Origin of the sequence: Bacteroides sp. FSHCM14E1 (assembly GCF_019633785.1) — a bacterium.
Lineage (GTDB): Bacteria > Bacteroidota > Bacteroidia > Bacteroidales > Bacteroidaceae > Bacteroides > Bacteroides hominis.
This window is the reverse complement of record NZ_JADKYL010000009.1, coordinates 84,075-107,516: the sequence shown is the minus strand read 5'-3', so window position 1 is coordinate 107,516 and position 23,442 is coordinate 84,075. Positions and strand designations below refer to the sequence as shown.

The following is a 23,442-nucleotide window of genomic DNA, read 5'->3' as shown; positions in this document are numbered from 1 at the left end:
AAATAATAGAAAAAAATGAGACGAATATTCACAATATTAATGTTGCTATGTACAATTAGTGTTTTTGCGGCGAGTGTGACGAATACATATAGCGGAAAATTAACTGTATCGGTTGATGGAGCTACTCCTACAATTGTAGATCCTCAAAGTGTGAAGGTTATAGAAAATGGAACGGTTGTTAAAATGACTATTGCTAATTTTAGTTATGCAGGTTTGACAGCTGATGTTAATATAACGGCATCTAAAGACTTGAATACAGGTGAACTAACTTTAAATACAATTTCTTATGCGGGATTACCACTTAGTGGTAAGTTTAATTCGGGTTCGAAACTTATAAATAATGATTGTAAGATTGTATTGTCTATTTCAGCGGTATTTCAGAAGATAGAGGTTACTTTTGTTGGAACTAAATAAAAGAATCTAATTTTCCTCTTATAATAAATGAGGTTGTGTCAAAACGTTGGCACAACCTTTTTTATAGTTTACAGTTCTGCTATATTTTCTTTTGCCTATACTGCTTTTTCTCATCCATTTGGCCACAAGTTTGTATATTCCAATTATACCGGGTTATAAATAGTCCCATAAACATATATTTGACAACTGTAATGAGCCCTTTCCCTGCTTTTAGCAGTTTAGCACACATTTTTTTGATATTAAAGGCTATAGCAAAGAAAGCAAAGTCCATTGTAACCTTGTTTTCTCCAACATGCCGGAAGCGTCGGTATGCCATGTTGTATTTCATTTGTCCAAATACAGCCTCCGGTTCTATACACCTCCTGCCTCTATGCTTGATACCTTCTTCTGAGAGCAACCTTTCCCGTGCCTGCCGTTTGTATTGATTTAACCGGTGGTTGACTTCTATAATACGGTTCCCCCGGGCTTTAAAACAACTGCCACGCAAAGGGCAACCTTGGCATCTTTTGGCTTTATACCGGGCACTTTCGGTGATGTATCCGCCCGCTGTTTTATCACATTTGGTTCCTATACGGTTCATGTGCTGTCCCATAGGGCAAATGTAATAATCCTCTTCCGCATTGTAATGGAGACTTTCCGCCTGGAATGGATTGGGAGTATAATGGGGACGCTGTTCTTTATGAAAGTAGTTGTACTTGAGAAAGACTTCTATCCCATTCTCCTGCATGAACCAGTAATTTTCTTCCGAGCCCGTAACCGGAGTCTGCCACACCGATACTGGGTAAGCGGTTATAGCGGTGCCGGAAGGAGTGGAAAAAAGGTATGAGGGTCAGTGTATCGGTAGGGTTGGGAAACAGCCGGAAGTCTATGATGAATTGGTTCTGGGTACCTGTTTGCAGATTATATCCGGGCTTGGTCTGCCCGTTCCTCATGGCGTCTTCTTTCATGCGCATGAATGTGGCATCAGGATCGGTTTTAGAATAGGAATTACGTTCCCCGAGGGTATCAAGGTGATTATCGTATTCTATCAGCTTATCACGGTACCCCTCGAGTTCCCTGATCTGTTTCTTCTTTTCGCGCAGGGCTTTCTTTTGTTCCTTATCCTTTGTTATCGGGTGGTGTTCCAGGGCTTCTTTAAGTTCATCCACTATGTCTGAGAGCATGGAGGGAGTGAATTGAACGGGCGTGTCTTTTACGGAGTTCTCCTATGCAATGGCCTCATCCACCTGCTCCAGAAGGATGCGAATCTTATCCATCAGCTTTGAACGGTTCCTTTTGACAGTCTTGCGCCAGACAAAAGTATATTTGTTGGCTTTGGACTCAATCTTGGTGCCATCAATATACTCCACGTCAAGACTGATGAAACCTTTATCGGCAAGGACAAGAACCAACTGAGTGAATACGGTATTTATCTCCTCTTTTACACGATTACGGAAACGGTTGATGGTAATAAAATCCGGATGCTCGTTGCCGGAAAGCCAGATATAATGAATGTCACGCAAAAGAAGATTCTCTATTTTACGGCACGAATAGATATTGTTCATATAGGCGTAGATAATCACTTTAAGCATCATTTTAGGATGATAAGGACAACGACCGGTTGCCTTATAAAGCTTCTTGAAATTATCAAGATTGAGATTATCTACAACAGCATTGACAATGCGCACCGGGGCGTTCGCAGCTATGTTTTGATCGATTCTTTGTGGAGAAAGAACGGTTTGGTTGGGAATGTAAGGACGAAAATGTAACTTTGCCATAACGAAAACTTTATGCCTAAAGTTACAAAAACTTTTTATTATGTAGTATTAATGCTTAGGATTTTTTTGTTAATTGTTTGGGTTGTTGGAATTCAGTGGAATCTATTGTTATGCTTCTTTTTTAAAGTGATATTATCTGTATGTTGTTAGTTTGTCTTCAAAGAAGTGTATTAGAATATTATTGTATAAAAAACTCGTATAAAGTCCAAGGTATTAGGATTTATACGAGCTTACTAAAATGAAATATGTCTTTTTTAATTAAAATGCATATCCAAATCCTACATTTAGATATATGGGATACATATTGAATGTAATTGTTTTAAAGTCTTTTTTAAAGATATCATTTAATCCCCAGACTAAATCTGCATATACATTTAGATGTTTGAATGCTTTCCATTCGGCACCAGCTTGAAATCCCCATTGAAAATTGCTTAGGTCCTTAGAGAAGTCATAAGGAGCTATTTTATCTCCTTCGAATTCTGCTTTTTCTCCAGTGGGGGTGTCTTTGCGTAGATATCCATCATGCACATGTCCATTGAAGTCACCACTGGTCATAAATGAAACATAAGGACCGGCATTAATTCTAACACGTTGGCTAAGTTTATAAGCGGCTGTTACTGGAATTGAGAAATAAGAACCTCTATATTTAGTTTTTACTTTTCCTGTCCAGTAGCCTGCTAAAAGTTCGCCGCCATCCCCTATAATTTCCATACTGTAATTCTTTACACGTGCTTTGGCTTCCATACCTTTAGTTTCAAGACGTAACCCTAAAGTCATTCCCCATTTAGAGTCTTTACCAAACCATTTGGTTGTATTGCCTTCTATAGCTAAGCATATAGTAGGGCTATACCCTGTGAGTGCACGTATTTCTGCAGGTAATGGGAGTGGTGAAGCACCTCCAACGTTGAAACCTGCTTTTATTTCATATTCAAGCCCATGTAGTGCAGACCAAATAATACCATGATTCCGTTCTTCTTGGGCTTTTAAAGTGTTGATTGTGCCGATAAAAGCGAGCAGGCCTATAAGTATATACTTTTTCATTTTTTCATTTTTACTTGTTAGTGAAATTTAATAGAACCTCATCAATGTAAAGTGTACTTCCTGGAGCACCTTCGAAATGATCTCCGCGTATACTTGAAGAAAATACGATAGCTAAATTATATTTTCCAGCTTTGAGTTTCTCCATATCTACTGATTTACCAGTACGATATTCAAATGGTAAGTCAAACTTAATCCATTCATCAGTTTCTTTTGCATCTTTAATCCGAGCTACTGATACGATATAAGTATTATCTTCTGCCAATACGTTAGTTCCGTCAAGTGTAGACAATTTTTCATCTGTTTCATAAAATACGGCATAAATATCACAGATATCTTTTTTGTTATCTACAGGTTTACCATCTATTTGGAATGACTTTCCTGCCTTATATTTATAATATCCGGTAATTGAAGTTGGAATATTTGAAAAAGGAGTTCCGAATTTGGTTGAACGGAGAATATCGGTAGGCTTTACTTCAAAACTACCTAAGAATAGATTACCCGCTGCAATTGGCATTCCAAGCAACGAGCCCCAATAACCTGTTTCGCAAGTTGTTAGTTTTAAGCATTTCCCTTCGACGCCATTGTTTGCTTGACTTGTTGGATATTCTTCTGCTTTTGCTTTTACACCGGTAAAAGCAAAGCCGGCATTGCCACTTGCCCAAGTCATGGTTTCTTTCCCTTGTGCATCTGTTTCGTAGAAAATATGGTATTTTCCCTCTGAGTCGAACTTAATATTCTCAAAGTGATACATTGTGTTAGTAATACCTGAGAAAGTTACTCCTACTTCATATTTTTTCTTCCATTTTCCATCTTCAGAAGTTACTTCATAATATTGAGGTGTGGTAAAATCAAGTATAGTTCCACTATTAGGGACAATAGAAGCTCCCGGAGTCAAAGTAAACTTAGGTGCTAATGCGGTTATATCTGTTCCTGTTTTTACAATTAATGTAACTTTCTTGTTTTCGATGATGGGATCACGATTGAGAACATCACCCGGTACAGTGCATGCAATGATGTCTGCTTCTGCATTAGGTGCTTCGTCTTGTATGCAAGAAACCATTATAAAGCCCAGAAAGAAACAGGCTATCAGATTCTTTAATTTCATTCGATTCTGTTTTTGATTAATAATCCTTTTAGTTTAGTTGATTTTTTGTAAACTTGGCTGCAAAGTTAAGTTTCTTTTTTGAAAAGATACATTTGAACCCCTACAATACAACATTTTATAACGGTCATAATGTTCAGAATGGTGCGTTTTTAGTCTAAAGTCCATGAATCTTTCCATTTGATAACAGGTTTTTCGCCTTCAAAATAAATTGGAAGCCAAATATAACGTCCGTCTATTGCATTTTGGGGTGTCCAACGGTCGCCCATGTATATAAATTGGTCTTTCTTACCCCGCACCGGAAGAATATAAGTACTTTGCGAATGGAAAGTCAGGTCCGCATCCTGACCTACGCAGGGATTCCCTAATTCTTTCCATTCTCCCCAAATGGAGGAAGCTATTGCAGACCGTGCTGCATTAGGACTCCACCCGGTGCATCCGGACATGATAAGGTAATAGTTACCATCCTTCTTAAACATGGCGGGAGCCTCCATAAATCGGTTGATAAAAATTCGGGTGTACTTTCCTGTATAGCCGGTATAAGATGAATCAAGTTCGGCAATATGTAAGGTGCTGTTTTCTTCGGAAGAATAGATGTGATAGGCTTTGCCGTCATCATCGACAAACAGATTCATATCACGTGCCATCTGTTCCCGTTCCATATCGCGTCCCAATATATTGAGGCTGTCGGGATGTGCAGGAAGACTACCACCTGTGCATTGACGTTCTTCTTCGATAGAAGGTCTGCGGGCGGTTTTATGGACCGGCAGTACGTTGACAGGCCATGAACCTGCATTGGGGCGGACGGCTTTTAAGAAGGTGTAAGGACCTGTCACCCGGTCACTTACGGCGATTCCGCTTAAAGCTCCCGAATATCCGGCTCCTTTGGGCTCGAGATGGAACCACATGACATATTTTTTAGTGTGAGGGTTGTATATGACTTTGGGACGCTCAAGGATACATCCTTTAGAAATGATATGTTCGGGGTTATTTTCGATCACTGACAGTGCTATTCCACAATCATTCCAATGATATAGGTTATCGGAAGAGTAGCAATGCACTCCTACATTGGCAACGTTGCCGGTGTCACCTTCTGTTTTGTGTTCGCCAAACCAATAGTAGGTTCCGTTGTCGTACAAAATACCTCCACCATGTGCGTTGATATGGACCTGATGATTGTCCGGCCATATTTTTCCGGGAGTGAAGGATTGCCCTTTGGCTGTTTGCGAGAAAAGAAAACATAACAGAAAGAGGGCTTTTAGTGTAAATCCTTTATTCATTGCTCTTTTTTATTAAGTATTTGTAATTGAGAGACAAAGATACATGATAATTCTTAAATAACCAGTAAACCGATTGTAAAACTCTTAACTTGTCCGGGTGGGATATTCTTTAGTTAAATGAATGGTTTATAAGAGGATATTTCCTACTTTTGTGCAAAATATAAACCTTGAATAGATGACTGAGTCAGAAAGAAAACAGATAATTGCTTTAGTGCAGCGGGAAGTGATTCCGGCTATCGGATGTACAGAGCCGATTGCAGTTGCGCTGTGTGTAGCAAAGGCTACAGAAACCTTAGGAGCTAAACCGGAAAAAATAAAAGTATTATTGAGTGCTAACATCCTGAAGAATGCGATGGGAGTGGGAATTCCCGGTACGGGGATGATTGGGTTGCCTATTGCAGTGGCTCTGGGAGCGTTGATCGGAAAGTCGGATTATCAACTTGAAGTGTTGAAAGACAGCTCTCCGGAAGCTGTGGAAGAAGGGAAGAAGTTGATTGATGAAAAGCGTATCTGTATTTCGCTGAAGGAAAACATTACGGAGAAACTTTACATAGAGGTGATGTGTGAAGCCGGTGGAGAGCAGGCAACAGCTATTATTTCCGGGGGACATACTACATTTGTTTATGTAGCCAAAGGAGATGAAATACTATTAAATAAACAGCAGGTTTCCGGTGAAGAAGAGGAAGAAGAGGAACTGGAACTCACTCTGCGGAAAGTGTATGACTTTGCACTGACTGCTCCGCTGGATGAAATCCGTTTTATTCTTGAAACGGCAAGGCTTAACAAGAAAGCTGCCGAACAGTCTTTTCAGGGAGATTATGGTCACGCATTGGGCAAGATGCTTCGCGGAACCTATGAACATAAGATTATGGGCGACAGTGTGTTTTCACATATTCTTTCGTATACATCGGCTGCTTGTGATGCACGCATGGCAGGAGCGATGATTCCTGTTATGAGTAACTCGGGTAGTGGTAATCAAGGTATTTCTGCTACATTGCCTGTAGTGGTTTATGCCGAAGAAAACGGAAAACCGGAAGAGGAACTGATCCGTGCTTTGATGATGAGTCATTTGACTGTGATTTATATTAAGCAAAGTCTGGGACGTCTTTCTGCACTTTGCGGTTGTGTGGTAGCTGCTACCGGTTCCAGTTGTGGAATCACCTGGTTGATGGGAGGCAGTTATGAGCAAGTGGCTTTTGCTGTTCAAAACATGATAGCCAACCTGACCGGAATGATATGTGACGGTGCGAAACCGAGCTGTGCCTTGAAGGTGACGACAGGAGTGTCAACAGCTGTGTTGTCCGCTGTAATGGCTATGGAGAATCGCTGCGTAACTTCGGTAGAAGGAATTATTGATGAAGATGTTGATCAAAGTATCCGCAATTTGACGCGGATTGGATCTCAGGGGATGAATGAAACAGATAAGGTGGTGCTTGATATTATGACCCATAAAGGGTGCTAATGTTAAACAATGTGTTAAAAACCAGAAGATAAGCAGTAAAAGGCTAATTCTTTCATTTTCTTGATATAAAGAACTTTGACGGAATGACGAACTATTAATGCTGAATATATGAAAAATTACTTTGTATGGTTGCTTCTATTGCTTCCGCTTCTGGCAACCGGTTGTTATGGAGAAGAAGAGAAAGAGGACGGCCCGGGGGATTATATCTGGGATTTCATAAACTATAATATTTATTTTTCGGTGAAGGATGCTGCCGGGGCTAACCTGTTGGACCCGCAGGTTTCATCAAATTTATTGGCTAATGAAATTACGGTGGAATACGAAGGTAAGACCTTTCCGCTGGAAAACTCTGTGGATACGCGGTTTAATATGCCCCGCTCTTTAGGATTAAGAAAAGAGCTACTGGGTAAAGAGAAAAAGCGTGTTCTTTCTTTTGGTGAGTTTTCTCCGGAACATCAATATAAGGGAGAGACTTTTACGATCCATTGGGGAGACGGGACAAAAGACGTGGTGAAATTTGACTTATACATCACCTGGAAGAAACAGGATCCTACGATACATAAGAAACTTTATTTGAATGGTAAGGAATACAGTGAGGACTCTTTTTTGATAGAGATCGTGAAATAGGTGTGCTATACACATTTTGATATAATAAAACGGTGAACATACCATGCATGTGCAGTATGTTCACCGTTTTTTATTTTATAGATAATCGCTCAATTAATGGCAATGCCCGCAACCGCAGCTGTCTCCACAGCTATCTCCGCAGTCGTCACCGCAACCGTCACCACAACTTCCGCAGCTGCAACCACCTTCACCGGTCATCATTTTAACCATTTCCTGGATTTCTTCGTTTGTAGCCGGACGGCTTTCAACAACTTCACCCGCGAAAGTCAAATCTTCACCTGCCAACGGATGGTTCATATCCATTACCACAGTGTCGGCTTTTACCTCAACTACGCTACCGTTCAGGCGCTGGCCTTCTGAATTCATCAGAGGGATGATATTTCCCGGATAGATATGTTCGTTATCGAATTTTCCGTCAATCTCAAAGATGTTTTTCGGAAGATCAATCACATGTTCTTCATCATATTCACCGTAAGCTTCGGCAAAAGGAATGGTAAATTCAAACTTATCTCCTTTATTGAGGTTTGCTATCTGTGATTCAAAAGCTTCAAGCGTAGTACCCAAACCGGAAATGAACTGAAAGGGATGTTCGGCTGTTGCTTCTTCTACTAAATCTTTTTTGCCATCTTCTGTTGTATACAGTTTGTAAGCTACAGTGATGTACTTGTTTTCTGCTGTTTCCATCTGTTCTTTATAATGTTATTAATAAAATTCGGATTTTCCGTGGGGACAAAGATACGAATTAATCATCAGAGATTTGTGGACTGGTATGGAGTTTATTCTTTCGTAGTAGAAATTAATACCTGTTGGCTGATAGGCGGTGATTTTATGAAAATAAGGAATGCCATGTCTCAATTTTACTTAAATGAAAAAAAGTATTTTATTTCGTTATTATATATAACAAAATAAATAAAATGTATAAACGGATTGAGTTGTCAAAGGGTTTTCTTTGTATTATTTATTAATAAGATGTTAGTGTGTCTTTTGTTTTTTTTACAACATACATAAACCTATGAAAACCTTACTGGACAATTTATCTTCTGATTTACTGCAAAATCAGGTCTTTCAAACAGGATTTAGATTTTTAACCATTGTGCAAGGAAGCCATTTGCCGAAAATGGATAGCAATGTTTTAATTTTTATCATGAGTGGCACTATGAAAGTTTTTTCTGGTGAGAAAGAATTAGCTATTATTGACGAGCGGCATATCTTCTTTTGGGATAAAGAAAATGATCATGTTTGTGAGATGCTTTCAGATACACAAGTCATTCTGTTTGCATTCGGCGATTTAATTGTACATGATTTGCTGACATTTAGGCCTTATGCTTCCTTTCAGGACAAGTCTGCTCTGAAAGGTACAGGACTCAGATTCGCGGAGCCATTGAACTCTTTTCTACAGCTTCTGGTGCTGTATCTGGAGATGAAATTAGATGATGTCTCCTTGTATATAACGAAACGGCAGGAACTGTTTTATATTCTGAATTCTGTTTATAATGAGCAGGAACTTGCAATTTTATTCAGCTCTTTGACGGAACAGTCATCCAAATTCAAAGAACAGATACTGGAAAACTATCTCAGTGCAAAAAATGTAGGCGAGTTGGCCAGTCTGTTAGGATACGGGGTCACCAATTTCCGGGTTAAATTTAAAGAGCAATTCGGAGTATCGGTTTATCGTTGGCTCCTCAATCGGAAATCACAACGAATTATTTATCGCATTACCGTATATGGTGATGAGTTTAGCCAGATTATCGATGACTTTGGGTTTTCGTCTCCTTCACACTTTAATAAATTTTGTAGGTCACAATATGGACTTACACCTTGCGAACTTCGCAAGAAACTGAAAACAAACAATAATTCTTAAATTGGAGCTTATGTTAAAAATTCGTTGTTGTATGGAAACAGAATGTAAAAGAGTCATTCTTTTCCTTTTCTTGTCTCTGCTGTTTTGTAACGGCTTTGCCCAGACAAAAACATCGGTTGGGGCCGATGAACCTCTCAAATCGTATTCCCATTGGTACTTCGGGGCAGAGTATGCTACTCCCTTTTTATTCGGTGATTTTACTTCATTTTCGGCAGATAAAACTTATGTCGGGTCTCAGTTTGGGGGATTTGCAGGCTATCAGATCAATTCGTGGATAGGTATAGAGGCATCCGCACGGACCGGATATACCAGAATGGGCGCAAAATCTTATGCGTCCGATTACCTCCTGAGTGCTGACGGAATGACTTATTATACCAAGCAGGACTTTACTACCTGGAAGTATAAGGATGTGTTTTCGAAAGTACACTTCACCAATCTTGGCTTACAGATGAATCTGAATGTAAATAACTTCTTTGGACCCAACCGGGGCAACCGGCGTTGGACGGTATTGCTGAGTCCTGCTGTTTATGCACAACGTTTCTCTACGGAGTTAGTAAATAAGGCGGATAAGAGCCCGTTGTCAGGCAAAAAGACTGATGACTGGAACTTTGGAGTAGGGGGAGATCTCTCTTTGCGTTACAAGATTTCACGCGCTTTTGACGTACAGTTGCGTACGGGAATTATATGGGTCAATAATAATAAGATGGATGGTGTGTCGACCCTTATCAAGTCAAAAGACCATTTTATGACGAGTGCCGGGCTTTCCTTGATATGGAAAGTGGGTAAGAAGAAACAAGATAATGCCCTTTATGCCTCAAAGCATGTGACAGATATTGCGGTAAGATATATAGAGGAGCGCGCGGTGAACTTACCCACACCTGTTTGCTGTAGGGAGGATTCGATAGAGAAGAACCGGATGAAACAGGAAATAGCTTCCTTAAATATGCAGTTGCAGCAAGCGCAAACGGATGCGAAAGAGAGAGTGGAATCCAATCCGGTGCTGGGATTCAATGAGTTGCCTCCTGTCTACTTTAAGAGGGGATCGGCTTATCTGAATGTAGCTTTATACAAAAATGAATTATCCCGCATTGTGGAAACCCTAAAAAAGTATCCTGATCTGAAAGTCATTCTTTTGGGTTATGCCGATCATACGGGTAATCCGGATATTAATCAAAAAATCTCTTTACAGCGTGCGGAGGTGTTGGCAGCTTACCTTGAAAAGAAGGGAATTGACAGCAAACGTATCAACGTGAAAGGAGAGTGTATAGATACGCTTACTTCCGATCCTAACAGCTACAGTGTACTTGCCAGGCGAGTTATTGTTGAAATTCAAAAATGAAAACTATGATTAGAAAGAGAATATATCTGTTGTTGTTATTGATTCCGTTGCTGCATGGCTGTAAGGAATCCGATTTCAACGATTTACTTGACAGACAAGGCGATCAGAAGAAAGAACTGCAGGAGCTGACAGAGTTATGCAGAAAATTGAATGAAGATATTTATAATCTTCAGGTGATTGTCAATATTGACAAGATAGGAGACAACATCACTCACATTGAGGAGTTGGCGGATGGTACGGGATATACCATCTCCTTTTCCAGAAGTGCCCCGATCACTATTCGTAACGGAAAGAAGGGAAATACGGGTCCCGATGGAGATGCCGGCAAAGACGGTATTGACGGTACGGACGGCAAGGATGGTGTAGATGGTGCGGACGGCAAAGATGGCGTAGACGGTGCCGATGGTACGGATGGTAAAGATGGAGAGAACGGCACCGATGGTAAAGATGGTGTGGATGGAACGAATGGCTCCGATGGCAAGGATGGCGTGGATGGAACAGACGGTAAAGATGGAGCTAATGGTACGGACGGAAGCAAAGGAGAACAAGGTGATCCCGGACAGAATCCGGTGGTCGGCATTATGCAGGACCCCACTGACTCGGAATATTACTGGACTGTAAAAGTCGGTTCCGGTGAACCATATTATCTGGCGGACAATGACGGAAACCGGATAAAGGCAGTCTCTGCGGTCCATGATGGACGGACTCCTCAGTTAGGAGTGAAACAGTGGACGGTGGCTGATGGCGGTGACGATAATTATTACTGGACACAGAAGATAGGGTCCTCCGATCCTGAAACATGGATTGAGGCGGGTGGAAAGAAAATAATTGCCAACGCAAAAGATGCCGTGTCTGTGTTTGAGAAGGTGGAATATAATGATCCGGATTATATAGAGTTTACTTTAAGTGGGGGAGCAACCCAATTTAAAATACCGGTGGGAAAACCTTCTATTGAGGTGCCGGAGGGACGCAAACTGCTCTTCTTCAGTCGTGGCGAGTCCCGGGTGATTGCTTTCAGTTGTAAGGGTATCTCTAAGGAACGGCTATCGGTAGATGTTCCGGAGGGATGGAAGGCAACGGTTGATTTTGATGCAGGTACACTGGCCCTTGAAGCTCCTTTGGCAGGAGCAGCGGGCGTAGCATTATCCGGAGATGTAGTACTGAGGAGTACGAATACCACAGAAGAAGCAGCACGGAGCTCTTTCGCCGTGAGTATGCTTTATAGGATAATGCTTCCGGATTTCAAAGGCTCTTATGTCTACAACATCCGTCTTTGGGGTAAAAAGGTGGGAGAGCTTTGCCGGGAATATCAGCGGGAGTTAAAGCAGTCTGCAACGATTGTCTATCCTTATCTGACAGGAGGAATTTATGGGGCGGGGCTTATCACGAATACAGGAGGCACGGTGCAGCACGACGGTACGGGCTATCATGCTCCTGCTGCCGACCGGCCGGCAGTCATGTATATCTATACTGAAGACGGGGCGGAATTCTATACCGACAGTTCGTTGAAAGGACGGGAACCGGATTTCGGAGATGGCCTGCAAGCGGAAAAACTGACTGATGTGGATGGTAACACCTATCGCATCGTGAAAATAGGTAAACAGTATTGGACCATGGAAAATTTACGGACGCTTAGTTATCCTGATGGAAGTCCTGTCGAAACTAACTTATCGGGGCATGCTTGGAAAGAAAGTGGATTTGAAGATACAGGTTCAGGTGCTTGTGCCGTGTATGATTATCAGGATGCCTCCGCTACGGGAGCTTTTGCCAATAAAATATCTTATGGCGTTTTGTACAATTGGGTGGCAGCAAAGAAAGTAGTACCCGACGGATGGAAACTTCCTACGGAATCTGATATCGTATCTATATTGAGGGCTTTTCTGGGCACCAATGCCGGTACGTTATTGAAGGAAGCCGGGACAGAACATTGGAATGTTGCCGGCGGAACTGATCTCACTGGTTTTGGCGGTTTCGGAGGGGGATATAGGGCTGCTGACGGTCTTTCGTTTAACGATCTTCAGCAAGCCGGTATTTGGTGGAGTAGCGCCAGCCTGGAGAGTGTCGGTGCTGTATTCAGGTTATCTGCAACTTCTTCCGAGCTTGGGTTTAATAGTGGAGATAACAATTCGGTGGGGTATAGCGTACGGATTTTGAGAGAAGACTAATCTTTAAAACAGGAAATCATGAAGAGATATAAAAAATATATATTTATCATTTTGTCGGTTTTGTTGGCAGGAGGATGTGTTCAGGAGGACATTAACGAAGCCTTGCGCCGGGAAGCTGAATTGAATGTCCGGATGGGAAAGCTCCGGGAATGGATATCCGATACCAATAATGAAGTACGGCTGCTTGCCACGATAGTGAATACGATACCGACTCATGATTACATTGAAAGTGTGACCGAGTTGCCCGATGGGAGCGGTACACTGATCGTTTTTCATAAAGGGGGAGACATGCTTGTAAAGAATGGCCTGGTAGGGAATAAAGGAGAAAACGGTAATGACGGAACCGATGGCAGTAATGGCAATGATGGTCAGAACGGCACAGATGGTACAGATGGCAAGGATGGTGTTGACGGTGAAGATGGGGCAGATGGCCAGAATGGCTCGAACGGAACTGACGGAACCGACGGTAGTAATGGCAATGATGGTCAGGACGGCGCAGATGGTACGGATGGCAAAGACGGAGTTGACGGTACTGACGGTAAAGATGGTGTGAAAGGTCCGGCCGGAGATACTCCGTTGATGGGTGCTAAACAGGATACGGATGGTAATTATTACTGGACTGTACAGATAGGTGCCGGAGTGGTAGAGTGGCTGACGGACGGAGAGGGTAATAAAGTGATTATGACTCCGGTAAATGGTATTACTCCATCTGTCGGTATAGCTAAAGATACGGACGGAGAATATTACTGGCAGGTTACTGTCGGAACTGTTACGAAGTGGATGACAGGAGCAAGCGGAGAGAAAATTGTAGCCACCGTGACAGATGGCAGCCAGTCCATCTTTACGTCTGTGAATCCGGGAGATCCGGAGTATGTCATTTTTACAATGACTGACGGAAGTGTCTATAAGGTGGCTAAATTCGCAGATAATAAACTGATATTCAATGAAACGGGACCTCTTTTCTTTCGTCGTGGAGTAGCACTGGACATTCCGTTTGATTGTAGTAGTTTCCGGCAGATAGTAAAGGTGGCAGGAACATGGGATGCTACGATTAATTATCAGCCGAAAGCTTTGCAAGGGGTGCTGACTGTGAAAGCGCCTGCTGCCGGTTCGGCTCTGCCGGCTTCGGAAAGAATAACGATAGAAGGCACAGATGCCTTGGGAAATACTGTCCGGGCAGACATCTTGGTAACGTTGTATTATCGTATTGAGCTTCCGAAGTTCAATAGTTCCCTGGTTTATGATATTTTGATGGAGGGGTTTAAAGTAGGAGAAATATGCCGGGAATATGTGCCGGCTTATTCCACGACGGACCGGGCTACTGTAGTCTATTCTTATAATGCTGCTTCGCGTGTTTTTGGTCCGGGGATTATTCTGGAGAACGGAGCGTCGATACAGCATGACGGAACAGGGTATACTCCGGTTACGGGTAATCCGTCATCTACTGCCATACTGACGGAAAACGGCGGTCAGTATGTAATGCCGGCAGATGGAACAGACGGGCTGGTGAACGGGACTGTTTGCGGGCTGAAAGCTTCCTTGGCTGTCGATGTGCAGGGATATGCTTACCGGGTTGTGAAAATAGGCAGTCTCTACTGGATGGGAGAAAATCTGAAGACAACCCAATTTAATGATGGTACTCCTATTCCTACCGGTTTTGCCACGTCTCTGGATTGGATGGTTCAATGTGGAAAAAGTCTTCCTGCATGTCAGGTCGACCGGGCGGCTAATGCCGATGCTCCGGGTGCTATGCAATATCGCAACCTGTACGGTGTGCTTTACAATCAGTTTGCGATGAAAGGAAATATAGCTCCCCAAGGATGGCATGTTCCTTCTAAAGCAGAACTGCAAGAATTGGTAGACTTTGTGGGGGCAGATGCACGTAAACTGAAATCGACAGCTATTGGGAAAGGGCTCGGAAGCTGGATGGAGAGTGCCGGAATAGAGGGAGACAATCTGACCGGTTTTACTGCTTTACCTGCTAATGCGGTCGAGGGTAGTAATGGCAGTACCGGAGCTTCGGAAACAACAGGGCAATGGTGGTCGACGGAAACGGATTACCGCATCCGGATGAGTTATAATTCCAATTCTGTAGAGCAACTGACTTCCGGTGCTGTCGGGTTGGGCGAAGGTAACAGTATCCGTTGTGTCCGGGATGCAAATTATTAATTTAACTCTAATAAATATGAATCATATAATCAAACTATTGTTTCTCTGTTTGTTCCTCGTTGCTTCCTGTAGCCAGGAAGAGATAAACGAAGTGCTGAAGAATCACGCGGAAATGGAGGAACAGGCAAACTCTATCGAAGAGTTATGTAAAAATATGAATAGGGATATTGTTGCCTTAAAGCTGATCATAGACTCGTCTGAATCCGGTGATTATATTACCGGATTCAACGAACTTGCGGATGGAAGCGGCTATACGATCAGTTTCTTTAAGAGTGGCACCATTGTCATCAAGAATGGCGAGAAAGGAGATGACGGCAAGAAAGGGGAAGACGGTAAAGATGGTCAGAATGGTCAGGACGGCACCGATGGCAAAGATGGTCAGGATGGTACCGATGGCAAAGACGGAGTTGATGGTACCGACGGCAAGGATGGTCAGGATGGTACCGATGGTAAAGACGGAGTTGACGGTACCGACGGCAAAGACGGTCAGGATGGTACCGATGGTAAAGACGGAGTTGACGGTACGGATGGTAAAGACGGTGCGGAAGGAGATAAGGGAAAAAATGGTATAGCTCCCGTCATCACCATGAAAATGGATACGGACGGGCATCTGTATTGGGCTAACAAGGCTCCGGATGGAACTTCTTCTTTTCTTTTGGATAACAACGGGCAAAAGGTCAGAGCTTCGGGAACCGATGGCATTGTTCCGGTCATTGGGGTCAATGCGGCAGGATACTGGACGCTTGACTATGGGAGTGGTCCTGTTGAATTGGAAGATGCTGCGGGTAATCCGATGAAAGCGAAAGGTGCATCCGGCGATCCTATGTTCCGGAAGGTGGTCAGTGAAGACGGTTATATTGTATTTTATCTGAGTGATGGAAAAACTCTTAAAGTGCCGGAATGGCAAGGATCACAGGTCGGACTGGAGACTTCGGAAGTGGCATATCTCCATCGGAGCGAATCCCGGACCTTTGCATTTACTTGCAGTGGCGTGAATAAAGATATTGCTCCGGTATGTACGGCTCCGCGCGGTTGGACAGTTACGGCAAGGTATACATCGGCCACCGATGGCGAAGTAACAGTGATTGCCCCTGATAAAGGTTCGGCTGATGGAGCATTGTCCGGTACTGCTGTCCTCGAACTGACTGCTAAGGATGGTAAGAAATTGCCGGCAACGCTTGAAACTACCTTATTACTTGAATTTAAAGTGCCCGATTCTTCCCGTTCGTTTGTTTATGAACTTTATGTTGAGGGAGTGAAAGTAGGAGAACTATGTCATGAGTTTATTCCCGATTATTCATTTGGATCGGGTAAAAGTGCCTCGGTCTTTTATCCTTATAATGTTTATAACAAGGCGTTTGGTGAAGGAGTGGTTCTGGACAACGGAGGAAAGGTGGATTATCTGACTACCGTTTATACGCCGGGTACTAATACGGAGCCATTCACCTCTTTGTTTACCGAAGACGGAGTGAATTTTATTACCGGTGATTATATCGGTTACTCGGGCAATCAGGCAAGCGGACTCCGTCCTTATCAGGCTACCGACAATGAAGGTAACTCGTATCGGGTGATGAAAATCGGTACACAGTATTGGATGGCGGATAATTTGCGGACGATAACAAACAGTGCAGGAGTCATTTCCTCAGAATGGAGAAAGGATGGTATCCCGCGATATGCTGTATATGGTTTCCCCGCTGGCATTACGGAAGATAGCCGGACCATTCGCAATCAATATGGACTGTTGTACAATGCAGGTGTGTTTTCCAGTGGCACGTCCTTGGTCCCTAAAGGCTGGAAAATACCGAATCATTTGAGAGACTGGGATACATTGCGGGATTTCTTAGGTGGGGATCCTAAAGTAGCCGAGGCATTGAAGATTGCCGGATTTGTCGGGAAACCCGGTGGACGGCGCAATGCTGATGAGCCTTTTGCTTTTCAGGAAAAAGATGAAGTTGGGTATTGGTGGTTTGACAGTGTTGATGGGAATGATTGCTGGGCGCTTTCCATCAATCCTTCGAATGTAGCCGTACCACAATGTACGAATACATATAGTCGTGGCTTCGGATTTAGTATACGTTTTATTCGTCAGTAATATGCCATTGTTTACTTTGAAACTTTAAACTCTTGTTGCGAAAACATCCGGGTGTTGTTGTGCGAAACATCCGGATGTTTTGTGCTATAACATGGGGGTGTTTTACGATACAACATCCCCATGTTTTATTGGTTTGACTTTAATCTAATCTTTCCGCTCTTTTCTTTTTCCTTGATTTCTATTGATGTTTCTTTGTTTTCTTCCTTGAAGAGTTGTCGCATAATTGGTATGTTTGTGCTGTTTATATTCAATTTGTATATATTCTGAAAGCGGATTTTTATAAGGAATAGTTCGGAATATAGTATTCTGAATGATAAATGCGTATTTAATGATGGGCTTTGCTTACAATTATTTTGTTTTGAGTGATTTTTTTCTTCAATTTGTTTGGAGTTTATAAAAAAGCACTTACCTTTGCAGCACATAAAGAAAGAAAAACAGAAGTTATGAATAATCATACATCAATTAACCTGGCAGTCCTGCATATTATTCGCGTCGTGGTGATTCCATCAAGAGCGTGAGAAAGGTTATGTATGTATTCGTACAGATAGAAGATATGATTTAGAGCCTTTCTCACTACGGTGGGAAAGGCTCTTTACTTAAAAGGAATATTGAAATGAAAAAGCAGTTACGCAGTTCGTTCAGCACACAAGGCCGTCGCATGGCGGGTGCCCGGGCACTTTGGGCAGCCAACGGTATGAAAAAAGAGCAATTAGGCAAACCTATCATTGCCATCGTCAATTCGTTCACTCAGTTTGTTCCGGGACATGTACATCTACATGAAATAGGCCAGCTGGTGAAAAAAGAAATTGAGAAGCTGGGATGCTTTGCTGCAGAGTTCAATACGATTGCCATTGATGATGGCATTGCTATGGGGCACGACGGAATGCTCTATTCCCTTCCCTCCCGGGATATCATTGCCGATAGTGTAGAATATATGGTGAATGCCCATAAAGCGGATGCCATGGTGTGTATCAGCAATTGTGACAAAATCACTCCGGGAATGTTGATGGCGGCTATGAGGCTGAATATTCCTACTGTATTTGTATCCGGAGGCCCGATGGAAGCCGGTGAATTGGACGGGCAGCATTTGGACCTGATTGACGCGATGATTAAGTCGGCCGACGAAAGTGTGAGCGATGAAGAAGTTTCCAAAATTGAGAATCGGGCCTGTCCCACTTGCGGGTGCTGTTCAGGGATGTTTACTGCCAACTCGATGAACTGCCTCAACGAAGCGATCGGTCTGGCACTCCCCGGAAACGGAACGATTGTGGCGACTCATGCCAACCGTACCCAATTGTTCAAAGATGCTGCGAAACTGATTGTGGAAAATACCTATAAATATTATCGGGACGGTGATGAAAGCGTACTTCCCCGGAGCATTGCCACCCGTGAGGCATTCCTGAATGCCATGACGCTGGACATCGCGATGGGAGGATCTACCAATACGGTACTCCATCTGCTGGCGGTAGCTCATGAAGCAGGAGCGGACTTTAAAATGGATGATATCGATATGCTTTCGCGCAAAAGCCCGTGCCTGTGCAAGATAGCGCCGAACACTCAGAAGTATCACATTCAGGATGTGAATCGTGCCGGGGGTATTATGGGGATTATGGGACAACTTGCCAAAGCAGGATTGATAGATACATCTGTGGCCCGTATCGATGGGATGACATTGGGTGAAGCAATTGATAAATATGATATAACAAGCCCGAACGTGTGTGAAGAGGCTATTAAGAAGTATAAGAGTGCGGCTGCCGGGAAGTTCAATTTGGTGCTCGGCTCTCAGGACGTCTATTACAAAGAACTGGATACGGATCGTGCCGAAGGGTGCATTCGCGATATGGAACATGCATATAGCAAAGACGGAGGACTGGCCGTACTGAAAGGAAATATAGCTCAGGATGGTTGTGTGGTGAAAACAGCCGGTGTGGACGAAAGTATCTGGAAGTTTACCGGTCCGGCAAAGGTATTCGATTCACAGGAAGCCGCCTGCAATGGGATACTCGGAGGAAAAGTTGTCAGCGGAGATGTAGTCGTCATCACGCACGAGGGTCCGAAAGGAGGTCCCGGTATGCAGGAGATGCTTTATCCCACCTCTTATATTAAATCGCGCCATTTGGGCAAGGAGTGTGCGCTGATTACCGACGGCCGTTTCAGTGGCGGTACATCGGGACTCAGCATCGGTCATATCTCTCCCGAAGCGGCTGCCGGAGGTAATATCGGGAAGATCAAGGATGGTGATATCATCGAAATCAATATCCCCGAACGGACTATCAACGTGCGACTGACCGATGAAGAACTGGCTGCACGTCCGATGACTCCGGTCACTCGTGAACGCTATGTGCCTAAGAGCCTTAAAGCGTATGCCAGCATGGTAAGCTCTGCCGATAAAGGGGCGGTGAGACTGATTGATTAACTATGGGGTTGTTTCAATCGAAATCATAAATCGTTAAATTGTAAATTTTAGTACATGAGTAAAGATATAATTTCAGGCGGTGAAGCATTAATGCGTTCTTTGGAATATCATGGTGTAAAGACGATCTTTGGTTATCCCGGAGGTTCCATCATGCCGGTATTCGATGCCTTATATGACCATAGGGAGACTTTGAATCACATTCTGGTTCGCCATGAACAGGGAGCGGCACATGCTGCTCAGGGGTTTGCCCGTGCTTCGGGTGAAGTAGGGGTTTGTCTGGTGACAAGTGGCCCCGGGGCTACTAATACCATTACCGGTATTGCGGATGCGATGATTGACAGTACACCGATTGTGGTGATTGCCGGACAGGTGGGAACGGCTTTTCTCGGTACGGATGCTTTTCAGGAAGTCGACCTGGTAGGTATTACACAACCGATCACGAAGTGGAGTTATCAGATTCGCCGTGCCGAAGATGTTCCGTGGGCAGTGGCCCGTGCTTTTTATATTGCCAAAAGCGGACGCCCGGGACCGGTAGTGCTTGACTTCGCGAAAAATGCTCAGGTGGAGAAGGCGGAATATTCTCCTACAAAGCTTGATTTTATACGCAGCTATGTGCCTGTACCCGAGACCGATCCGGAGGCTGTGAAAGTAGCTGCCGAATTAATTAACGGTGCGGAACGGCCCTTGGTATTGGTAGGTCAGGGTGTGGAGTTGGGCAATGCCCAGCAGGAACTGCGTGCTTTTATCGAAAAAGCAGGCATGCCCGCCGGATGTACGCTGCTGGGACTGTCGGCCTTACCGACTGAACACCCTCTGAATAAAGGTATGTTGGGAATGCATGGTAATCTCGGACCGAACATGAACACCAATAAATGTGATGTCTTGATCGCTGTCGGTATGCGTTTTGACGACCGTGTGACCGGCAATCTGGCCACCTATGCCAAACAGGCTAAAGTGATTCATTTTGATATTGATCCGGCTGAGGTGAATAAGAATGTACATGCGGATGTAGCAGTATTGGGTGACTGTAAAGAAACACTTGCCGCGGTAACGGCATTGCTTCAACCCAATGAGCATAAAGAGTGGCTGGATAGTTTCCTGCCTTATGAACAGGTGGAAGAAGAAAAGGTGATCCGTCCGGAATTGCACCCGATGGGCGATACGCTTTCAATGGGAGAAGTGGTGCGTGCAGTAAGCGATGCAACGAATCATGAAGCAGTATTGGTAACTGATGTAGGGCAGAACCAGATGATGTCTGCCCGATACTTTAAATACTCAAAGGATCGTAGCATTATTACCTCCGGAGGGCTCGGCACTATGGGATTCGGACTTCCTGCCGCTATCGGTGCTACTTTTGGCCGACCGGACCGTACGGTTTGTGTATTTATGGGTGACGGTGGTTTGCAAATGAACATTCAGGAGCTGGGAACCATTATGGAACAGAAGGCACCGGTTAAAATCATCGTATTGAATAATAATTTTCTGGGAAATGTACGCCAATGGCAGGCAATGTTTTTTAACCGTAAATATTCGTTTACACCCATGTTGAATCCTGATTATATCAAGATTGCTTCTGCTTACGATATACCGGCCAAAAGGGTTTTCACCCGTGAAGAACTGGCTGATGCGATAGAGGAAATGATTGCGACAGAGGGTCCGTTCCTGTTGGAAGCCTGTGTGATTGAAGAGGGGAATGTATTGCCGATGACTCCTCCGGGAGGTTCGGTTAATCAGATGTTGTTGGAATGCTAATAATTTAGAGGTTATGGATAAAACATTATATACGTTAATTGTTCATTCAGAGAACTTTGCCGGATTGTTGAATCAGGTTACGGCGGTATTTACCCGTCGGCAGATTAATATAGAAAGTCTGAATGTTTCGGCTTCTTCCATCAAGGGGGTACATAAGTACACCATTACAGCCTGGACTGACAAGGATACGATTGAGAAGGTTGTCAAGCAGATTGAGAAGAAAATAGACGTGCTTCAGGCGCATTATTTCACTGAAGATGAAATTTATTTCCATGAAATAGCACTTTACAAAGTGTCTATGCCGGAATTTCAGTCACAACCGGAGGCGTCGAAAGTGATCCGTCGTTATAACGCACGGATTGTAGAAGTTAATCCGGTATTTGCCATTGTCGAGAAAAATGGAATCAGTGAGGAAATTACTTCCCTCTACGAAGAATTGAGCGCATTGAACTGTGTGTTGCAGTTTGTACGTTCGGGGCGGGTGGCCATCACTACCAGTTGTTTTGAACGCGTGAACGAATTTCTGGCAGATCGTGAAACCAAATATAACTTAAGCAAAGGAGAGGAAAAATAGATGAGTGATGCGAATAAGATAGGAAGTTATAAGTTTATTGCGGAACCTTTTCATGTCGACTTCAAGGGGCGTTTGACAATGGGGGTGCTCGGTAATCATCTGTTAAATTGTGCCGGTTTTCATGCCAGTGAACGTGGGTTCGGGATTGCTACATTGAATGAAGACAATTATACCTGGGTACTGTCCCGTCTGGCCATCGATTTGGAAGAGATGCCTTATCAATATGAAGAGTTTACCGTACAGACGTGGGTGGAGAATGTATACCGTCTTTTTACAGACCGTAATTTTGCTATCCTGAACAAAGATGGCAAGAAGATCGGGTATGCCCGTTCGGTATGGGCTATGATTAATTTGAATACCCGTAAACCTGCCGATTTGCTGACATTGCATGGCGGCAGTATCGTGGATTATGTATGTGACGAACCTTGCCCTATTGAGAAACCTTCGCGCATCAAAGTGACAACAGATAAGCCTTCTGCTAAGTTGACCGCTAAGTATAGTGATATTGATATCAATGGCCATGTGAACAGTATTCGTTATATAGAGCATATCTTGGATTTATTCCCCATTCAATTATATATGAGGAAACAAATTCAGAGGTTTGAAATGGCCTATGTGGCAGAGAGTTATTACGGTGACGAACTTTCTTTCTTTGAAGAAGAGGTGAACGAAGATGAGTATCACGTAGAGATAAAGAAAAACGATTGTGAAGTGGTTTGCCGCGCAAAAGTGAAGTTTGTATAGTTTAAAATATAATAGGATGAAAAAAATAGTTTTTCTTTTACTGCTTTTTGTTTCTTGCCGGGTGGGTGCCCAGCAGTTTCATTTGATTCCTAAAGTTGGTTTGAACTTGGCCAACACTACCGGAGAAGTGGATTCTAAAGTACGTCCCGGACTTAATGTGGGATTGGGTGGCGATGTGATGCTGACTGAACGGTTCGGAATAGAAGCAGGAGTGTACTACTCAATGCAGGGAAGTAAATATAACGGTAATGGGGTTTCTTATACAGACAAGTTGGATTATATAAACATCCCGGTATATGCGAAAGAATTCATATATAAAGGATTGTATCTATTCGGAGGTCCGCAGTTTAGTTTTAATGTGAACTCAGAGAATAAAGCATCTTCCGATCATGCGACCACAGTCATAGGTATGAACGTGATTCGTACGTTTGATTGTGGTGTGGGACTTGGCGCCGGATATCAGTTTGAGCGTGGCTTGCTGGTTTCTCTTAACTATAATATCGGATTGATTAATGTGAATAAATCGTGGGCAAGTAATTCTAATCCGAAAGCAAACAATAGTGTGGTGCAGCTTAATGTAGGCTGGCGGTTTGCACTATAATAAATAAAGAATATAAGTTTAATTATTAATAATCGGTTTTGCTTCC

17 protein-coding genes and 1 pseudogene are annotated in these 23,442 nt (G+C 43.3%); 13 read left to right on the top strand and 5 right to left on the bottom strand.

The window, feature by feature from the left end:
- Positions 1–15: 15 nt before the first annotated feature.
- Complete coding sequence (locus ISX59_RS14505) at positions 16–414, top strand: hypothetical protein (RefSeq protein WP_005808340.1); 399 nt, start codon at positions 16–18, stop codon at positions 412–414.
- A gap of 79 nt (positions 415–493) precedes the next feature.
- On the opposite strand, the pseudogene ISX59_RS14500 reads toward ISX59_RS14505, so the two are convergent.
- The 4 genes and pseudogenes from ISX59_RS14500 to ISX59_RS14485 form a co-directional block, all read right to left on the bottom strand.
- Positions 494–2,171, bottom strand: a pseudogene (locus ISX59_RS14500) (IS1182 family transposase).
- 258 nt (positions 2,172–2,429) lie between these two features.
- Positions 2,430–3,212: a porin family protein gene (locus ISX59_RS14495; protein WP_005781314.1), complete on the bottom strand. Its 783-nt coding sequence runs from the start codon at positions 3,210–3,212 to the stop codon at positions 2,430–2,432.
- Positions 3,213–3,222: 10 nt separating this feature from the next.
- Positions 3,223–4,317: a PCMD domain-containing protein gene (locus ISX59_RS14490; protein ID WP_005808332.1), complete on the bottom strand. Its 1,095-nt coding sequence runs from the start codon at positions 4,315–4,317 to the stop codon at positions 3,223–3,225.
- Positions 4,318–4,466: 149 nt separating this feature from the next.
- A complete protein-coding gene (locus ISX59_RS14485; protein ID WP_220576007.1) occupies positions 4,467–5,594 on the bottom strand; it encodes a glycoside hydrolase family 43 protein in 1,128 nt (375 codons plus the stop codon).
- A gap of 175 nt (positions 5,595–5,769) precedes the next feature.
- Between ISX59_RS14485 and ISX59_RS14480 the strand changes: the two genes are divergently transcribed.
- Together ISX59_RS14480 and ISX59_RS14475 are read left to right on the top strand one after the other, a co-directional pair.
- Positions 5,770–7,056: a serine dehydratase subunit alpha family protein gene (locus ISX59_RS14480; protein WP_005808324.1), complete on the top strand. Its 1,287-nt coding sequence runs from the start codon at positions 5,770–5,772 to the stop codon at positions 7,054–7,056.
- A gap of 108 nt (positions 7,057–7,164) precedes the next feature.
- Positions 7,165–7,683, top strand: a complete 519-nt coding sequence (locus ISX59_RS14475; RefSeq protein WP_005781307.1) for a hypothetical protein — start codon at positions 7,165–7,167, stop codon at positions 7,681–7,683.
- 93 nt (positions 7,684–7,776) lie between these two features.
- Here the strand turns inward: ISX59_RS14475 and ISX59_RS14470 are convergent, their stop codons facing one another.
- Positions 7,777–8,367: a peptidylprolyl isomerase gene (locus ISX59_RS14470; RefSeq protein WP_032539742.1), complete on the bottom strand. Its 591-nt coding sequence runs from the start codon at positions 8,365–8,367 to the stop codon at positions 7,777–7,779.
- 328 nt (positions 8,368–8,695) lie between these two features.
- Between ISX59_RS14470 and ISX59_RS14465 the strand changes: the two genes are divergently transcribed.
- The 10 genes from ISX59_RS14465 to ISX59_RS14420 all read left to right on the top strand — a co-directional run bounded on the left by ISX59_RS14465 (position 8,696) and on the right by ISX59_RS14420 (position 23,396).
- Entirely contained in the window at positions 8,696–9,544 is an 849-nt protein-coding gene (locus ISX59_RS14465) for an AraC family transcriptional regulator (RefSeq protein ID WP_032531981.1), read from the top strand.
- Between the two features lie 31 nt (positions 9,545–9,575).
- Positions 9,576–10,883, top strand: coding sequence for an OmpA family protein (locus ISX59_RS14460; RefSeq protein ID WP_220576006.1), 1,308 nt, complete (start codon positions 9,576–9,578; stop codon positions 10,881–10,883).
- Positions 10,884–10,888: 5 nt separating this feature from the next.
- Entirely contained in the window at positions 10,889–13,048 is a 2,160-nt protein-coding gene (locus tag ISX59_RS14455) for an FISUMP domain-containing protein (protein ID WP_032539772.1), read from the top strand.
- 18 nt (positions 13,049–13,066) lie between these two features.
- Complete coding sequence (locus ISX59_RS14450) at positions 13,067–15,217, top strand: FISUMP domain-containing protein (RefSeq protein WP_032539743.1); 2,151 nt, start codon at positions 13,067–13,069, stop codon at positions 15,215–15,217.
- Between the two features lie 16 nt (positions 15,218–15,233).
- A complete protein-coding gene (locus tag ISX59_RS14445) occupies positions 15,234–17,309 on the top strand; it encodes a PL29 family lyase N-terminal domain-containing protein (protein ID WP_220576005.1) in 2,076 nt (691 codons plus the stop codon).
- A 613-nt stretch (positions 17,310–17,922) separates the two neighbouring features.
- The gene (gene ilvD, locus ISX59_RS14440) at positions 17,923–19,725 is read left to right on the top strand and encodes a dihydroxy-acid dehydratase (protein WP_044302059.1); all 1,803 of its coding nucleotides are present in this window, start codon (positions 17,923–17,925) and stop codon (positions 19,723–19,725) included.
- Positions 19,726–19,779: 54 nt separating this feature from the next.
- Positions 19,780–21,477, top strand: coding sequence for a biosynthetic-type acetolactate synthase large subunit (ilvB, locus tag ISX59_RS14435; RefSeq protein ID WP_005781289.1), 1,698 nt, complete (start codon positions 19,780–19,782; stop codon positions 21,475–21,477).
- A 13-nt stretch (positions 21,478–21,490) separates the two neighbouring features.
- On the top strand, positions 21,491–22,051 hold the full coding sequence (gene ilvN, locus ISX59_RS14430) for an acetolactate synthase small subunit (RefSeq protein ID WP_005781288.1): 561 nt from the start codon (positions 21,491–21,493) through the stop codon (positions 22,049–22,051).
- Complete coding sequence (locus ISX59_RS14425; RefSeq protein ID WP_005781287.1) at positions 22,052–22,795, top strand: acyl-[acyl-carrier-protein] thioesterase; 744 nt, start codon at positions 22,052–22,054, stop codon at positions 22,793–22,795.
- 16 nt (positions 22,796–22,811) lie between these two features.
- Entirely contained in the window at positions 22,812–23,396 is a 585-nt protein-coding gene (locus ISX59_RS14420; RefSeq protein WP_005821653.1) for a porin family protein, read from the top strand.
- Positions 23,397–23,442 lie beyond the last annotated feature (46 nt).

Excerpts from the sequence above, each read along its gene's own strand:
- ISX59_RS14480 (WP_005808324.1), top strand. The coding sequence starts at position 5,770 with ATGACTGAGTCAGAAAGAAAACAGATAATTGCTTTAGTGCAGCGGGAA.
- ISX59_RS14505 (WP_005808340.1), top strand. The coding sequence starts at position 16 with ATGAGACGAATATTCACAATATTAATGTTGCTATGTACAATTAGTGTT.
- ISX59_RS14475 (WP_005781307.1), top strand. The coding sequence starts at position 7,165 with ATGAAAAATTACTTTGTATGGTTGCTTCTATTGCTTCCGCTTCTGGCA.
- ISX59_RS14420 (WP_005821653.1), top strand. The coding sequence starts at position 22,812 with ATGAAAAAAATAGTTTTTCTTTTACTGCTTTTTGTTTCTTGCCGGGTG.
- ISX59_RS14485 (WP_220576007.1), bottom strand. The coding sequence starts at position 5,594 with ATGAATAAAGGATTTACACTAAAAGCCCTCTTTCTGTTATGTTTTCTT.
- ilvB (WP_005781289.1), top strand. The coding sequence starts at position 19,780 with ATGAGTAAAGATATAATTTCAGGCGGTGAAGCATTAATGCGTTCTTTG.
- ISX59_RS14450 (WP_032539743.1), top strand. The coding sequence starts at position 13,067 with ATGAAGAGATATAAAAAATATATATTTATCATTTTGTCGGTTTTGTTG.
- ISX59_RS14490 (WP_005808332.1), bottom strand. The coding sequence starts at position 4,317 with ATGAAATTAAAGAATCTGATAGCCTGTTTCTTTCTGGGCTTTATAATG.
- ISX59_RS14425 (WP_005781287.1), top strand. The coding sequence starts at position 22,052 with ATGAGTGATGCGAATAAGATAGGAAGTTATAAGTTTATTGCGGAACCT.
- ISX59_RS14455 (WP_032539772.1), top strand. The coding sequence starts at position 10,889 with ATGATTAGAAAGAGAATATATCTGTTGTTGTTATTGATTCCGTTGCTG.
- ilvN (WP_005781288.1), top strand. The coding sequence starts at position 21,491 with ATGGATAAAACATTATATACGTTAATTGTTCATTCAGAGAACTTTGCC.
- ISX59_RS14465 (WP_032531981.1), top strand. The coding sequence starts at position 8,696 with ATGAAAACCTTACTGGACAATTTATCTTCTGATTTACTGCAAAATCAG.
- ISX59_RS14460 (WP_220576006.1), top strand. The coding sequence starts at position 9,576 with ATGGAAACAGAATGTAAAAGAGTCATTCTTTTCCTTTTCTTGTCTCTG.
- ISX59_RS14445 (WP_220576005.1), top strand. The coding sequence starts at position 15,234 with ATGAATCATATAATCAAACTATTGTTTCTCTGTTTGTTCCTCGTTGCT.
- ISX59_RS14495 (WP_005781314.1), bottom strand. The coding sequence starts at position 3,212 with ATGAAAAAGTATATACTTATAGGCCTGCTCGCTTTTATCGGCACAATC.
- ISX59_RS14470 (WP_032539742.1), bottom strand. The coding sequence starts at position 8,367 with ATGGAAACAGCAGAAAACAAGTACATCACTGTAGCTTACAAACTGTAT.
- ilvD (WP_044302059.1), top strand. The coding sequence starts at position 17,923 with ATGAAAAAGCAGTTACGCAGTTCGTTCAGCACACAAGGCCGTCGCATG.